The following is a 4,387-nucleotide window of genomic DNA, read 5'->3' on the forward strand; positions in this document are numbered from 1 at the left end:
TCTGGTAATCTTTGATGAAGATGATTATCAAGTGATCGCTAGTGTTCAAACTTAAACTAAAAATGGATTGCCGGGGAGCTTTTTGCTTTTTATAAATGTTTGATATATTTTAACTAAACATAGATTTGATTACTGTAGCGAAATTAATCATTTTAAAAAGTATTAAATTAGGTCTTGCCAAATCAAAAATAAACAGTATACTTGTATACAAGACGAAGGTGTTTTGATTCATTAAATGAATCAAAGCGCCCTTTTTTTTATTCCTAATTCTATACCTATTTTGAGACGACGGCGTTTCGGTACTGTACCGAAGCGCCGTTTTTTGGAGGAAGATCATATGGCAATGATAAAGCTTGAAAATGTAAATAAAAGCTTTGGAGATCTGCATGTATTAAAAGATGTGAATCTTGAAGTTAAAGAAGGAGAAAAGCTCGTTATCATAGGCCCGTCCGGCTCCGGTAAATCAACAACCGTAAGATGTATGAACTTCCTTGAAACGCCCACAAGCGGGCATGTCTATATTGACGGAGTAGAGCTTACACATAAGAACAAGACTAAGGTTGTCCGTGACAGTACATCAATGGTCTTCCAGCAGTTCAATCTTTATCCGCACATGACTGTTTTAAAGAACCTGACGCTTGCACCCATGAAGCTTCATCATAAATCAAAAAAGGACGCTGAAGAACTTGCATATCATTATCTTGATGTTGTTGGACTTAAAGATAAGGCTGGAGTATATCCAACAACTCTGTCAGGAGGTCAGCAGCAAAGGATCGCCATAGCAAGAGCTCTTTGTTCACAAAGTAAGATCATCCTTTTTGACGAACCCACATCAGCTCTTGATCCTGAGACTATTCAGGAAGTTCTCGATGTAATGATAAAGCTTGCAAAGGAAAACATAACCATGGTCGTAGTTACCCATGAGATGGGCTTTGCAAGGCAGGTCGCAGACAGAGTGATATTCATGGAGGATGGACAGATCATTGAGTCAGGAACTCCGGAACACTTCTTTACAAGTCCCAAGAGTGACCGCGTTAAGCAGTTTTTGGGCAAGATAATACGATAAAAAAGATTATTTTTAGGAGGATAAAATTATGAAAAAAAGATTACTTAGTGCATTTATGGCAGGAATTATGGGAGTGATGCTTGCAGCCTGCGGCGGAGCAGATTCAGCTTCAGATGTAGCTTCTATTTCAGAAGATACACCGGCAACGCCAACTGCTGGCGAACCTTCCGAGGGCTCATATTCTGAAGATGTACAGGCCATTATAGACAGGGGAGTATTAAGAGTAGGTGTTAAGAATGCAGTTGTTGGATTTGGATACGAGGATCCTCTTACAGGAGAATATTCCGGTATGGAGATCGAACTTGCCAAGGAACTTGCAGATAAGCTCGGAGTTGAAGTTGAATTCACTGCAGTAACTGCAGCTACAAGAACAGAGCTTCTTGATTCAGGAGATATCGACTGCGTTCTTGCAACATTTACTATCACAGATGAGAGAAAAGAGAGCTGGGATTTCACCACACCATATTATACGGACTACGTAAGCGTACTTGTAGAAGATGCTTCAGGCATCAAGACTTTAAGCGATATCGTAGGTACAACAGTAGGCGTATCCTCAGGTTCAACCTCAGCTAAGTCCCTTGTAAAAGCCATGATCGAGGAAGGCCTTATAAGTGGCGACGGATTCGATGAAGAAAGCTTTGATCCTGCAACATGGACTGAAGGCGTTTCATTCCAGCAGTATGATGACTATCCAACTATCTCAACAGCACTTAGCGCCGGAGAAGTAGATGCATTCTGCGTTGATAAGTCAATCCTTGCAATCTACAAGACAGAGGGCAGATCTTATATCGAAGCAGAGTTTGCTCCACAGGATTACGGCATTGCAACTACTAAAGGTTCAGGACTTTCAGAAGTTGCTGAAGAATTGGTAAAAGAAGATCTGGGCGACGGAACAATTGATACTCTGATCTCTGAAAACGGATTGGATTAAGAATGGAGGACCGGTAATGTCAGGATTATTTTCTGCTAGAGCCTGGACTAAGATATGGATATACAGGGGGACTTTCCTCCTTGGCCTTTTTAATACACTACGAACTGCGCTGGTAGCGTTACTTCTTGCCCTTGCCCTTGGTATCATCTTCGGGCTTATGGCAACAAGTAGTAAAAAGGTACTGAAATTTATAAGCAGGGTATATGTAGAGGTAATACAGAATACACCGGTTCTTTTGCAGATGTGCTTTTTGTACTATGCATTGGCATTTTCAGGACACAGCCCTGGAATAATCGTAACTGGAATACTGGCACTTGGTATATATACTGGTGCTTACATGGCAGAAGTTATAAGGGCAGGTATCGAGTCAGTTCCAAAGGGACAGTTTGAAGCCGCCAGAGCCCAGGGATTTGGATATGCCGGTCAGATGTATTACATAATCATTCCTCAAAGTATCAAGGTTATCCTACCACCTATGACCAATGTTATCGTCAACATGATAAAGAATACATCTTGTCTTTATATTGTTGGAGGAGCTGACCTGTTATCACTTACATACAGTTTTGTTACAGGTGAAAATACAGGCGGCTCCTATGCCCCCGCGTATATAGTATGCGGTGTGATCTTTTTCCTGATATGTTTCCCTCTGTCAACATTTGCAACTATGTGGGAATCATCTCTTAAGAAAAGAGATCAGAGAGTGTTTCAAAGAAGTACTGTAAAGGAGGCATGACATGGATACTTTAAGTGGAAGCCTGTCAATACTGGAAAATCCGGCAATAATAAAGTTCATATTTCAGGGAGTTCTTTTTACAATTATCATTTCTATAATTGCTGTGCTTTTTAGTATAGTCTTTGGAACAGTACTTGCCCTTATGAGAAATTACCTGGTGACTAAAAAGGTAAGGATCATAAAGTTTATATCTGTTGCATATATAGAGCTATTCAGGAATACTCCGCTATTATTCTGGATATTCATCTGCGTAGTCTTTTGCCCGGCTCCGGGATTTATGGACAGGAAAATGTTTGGACTTTCTTCTGTTAATAATAAGCTCATGTTTAAAGCCTGCGTTGCGCTTATTCTGTATACTTCAGCGGTCATAGCAGAGATCGTAAGAGGAGGACTTAACTCTGTTGCAAGCGGACAGATCGAGGCAGGCCAGTCACAGGGCTTTTCCATGGTGCAGATCATGAGATTCATTGTATTGCCTCAGACATTCAGGGCTATTATTCCAACACTTCTTAGCCAGGTCATCACTACCATCAAGGACAGCTCATTCCTAGCAAATGTTGCAGTAATAGAGCTTATGGCAAGGACCAAGCAGGTCCTGTCTGCAGCGAACAGGTACAACGGGCTTAATTCCATCAACGTTTCAGATGTTTTCGTTTTGTTCGGACTTGCTGCTGCCATCTATTTTGTCATCAATTTCTCTATCTCTATGACAGTCAGGAAGATGCAGAAGAAATCAGTGGCGGTAAAGGTTACGAAGAAGTCATTTATTAAAGAAGATTCGAAAAAGGCTGTAGCAATGATAAATAGGCTTCAGGAAGATTAAATAAAGTATGGAAAAAGGGATGATACAACTGCCGCGCTTACCACATATCGGAATGCGTATTATCAAGTCTGCACTTGGGGTTATGATCTGCTTTGCGATCTACTTCTTAAGGGGAAAAGAGGGGACGCCTTTTTATTCAGCGCTTGCAGTCCTTTGGTGCATACAGAACCAGTCCAAAAATACAGTACAGAATGCACTTCAAAGAACAGTAGGAACTGGAATCGGCGCTTTATACGGTCTTATCTATATTCTTATAAAAGGGCAGATAAAAGGAATCGGTGACAGCTTTTTACACTACTTTATTATCTCTATGGTTTTAATACCAATAATATACACAACAGTAGTTTTAAAGCAAAAGAAAGCATCATACTTTTCCTGCGTTGTCTTTTTAAGTATTGTTGTAAATCACTTAATGGATGAAAATCCCTATATCTTTGTAGCCAACAGATCGCTGGATACGCTTATAGGTATTTTTGTCGGACTGATTCTTAATTCCATCTATATCCACGGACGGATTGACAGGGAGACTTTATTTATAGCTGATCTTGATAAGTCAATGGATGATTCTATGGGAGGAGTCACATCTTTTGGAAAAATCAGGATAGGAGGTATGCTTGAAAAGGGGATGAAACTAACTTTCATGACTCTGCGCACACCTGCAGGCTTTCTTGAAGGTATGCCGGATGTAAAACCAGTTCTTCCTGTCATAGCCATGGATGGCGCCATCCTTTATGATATCAAGGAAAACAGATACCCCAAGGTCTATATCATTTCTGCAAAGCATGCTAATAGCATCGAGGACTTTATTAAGGAACGCGGCTTCAATATCTTTAC

General features: G+C 40.6%; 5 protein-coding genes. All 5 read left to right on the forward strand.

Annotated features, from left to right (window positions below):
• The first annotated feature begins 343 nt into the window (after positions 1-343).
• Positions 344-1,066 carry an amino acid ABC transporter ATP-binding protein gene (locus K6G87_RS07235; RefSeq protein WP_167562714.1) on the forward strand — a complete coding sequence of 241 codons (723 nt, stop codon included), beginning with the start codon at positions 344-346 and terminating at the stop codon, positions 1,064-1,066.
• Positions 1,067-1,094: 28 nt separating this feature from the next.
• Positions 1,095-1,997: a transporter substrate-binding domain-containing protein gene (locus K6G87_RS07240; protein WP_296835398.1), complete on the forward strand. Its 903-nt coding sequence runs from the start codon at positions 1,095-1,097 to the stop codon at positions 1,995-1,997.
• A 16-nt stretch (positions 1,998-2,013) separates the two neighbouring features.
• Positions 2,014-2,730, forward strand: a complete 717-nt coding sequence (locus tag K6G87_RS07245) for an amino acid ABC transporter permease (protein WP_296835400.1) — start codon at positions 2,014-2,016, stop codon at positions 2,728-2,730.
• A gap of 1 nt (position 2,731) precedes the next feature.
• Positions 2,732-3,553 carry an amino acid ABC transporter permease gene (locus K6G87_RS07250; protein ID WP_073387608.1) on the forward strand — a complete coding sequence of 274 codons (822 nt, stop codon included), beginning with the start codon at positions 2,732-2,734 and terminating at the stop codon, positions 3,551-3,553.
• Positions 3,554-3,560: 7 nt separating this feature from the next.
• On the forward strand, positions 3,561-4,387 hold an 827-nt coding region (locus K6G87_RS07255), incomplete at its 3' end, for an FUSC family protein (protein WP_296835403.1).

The sequence above is a fragment of the Butyrivibrio sp. genome (assembly GCF_024699075.1).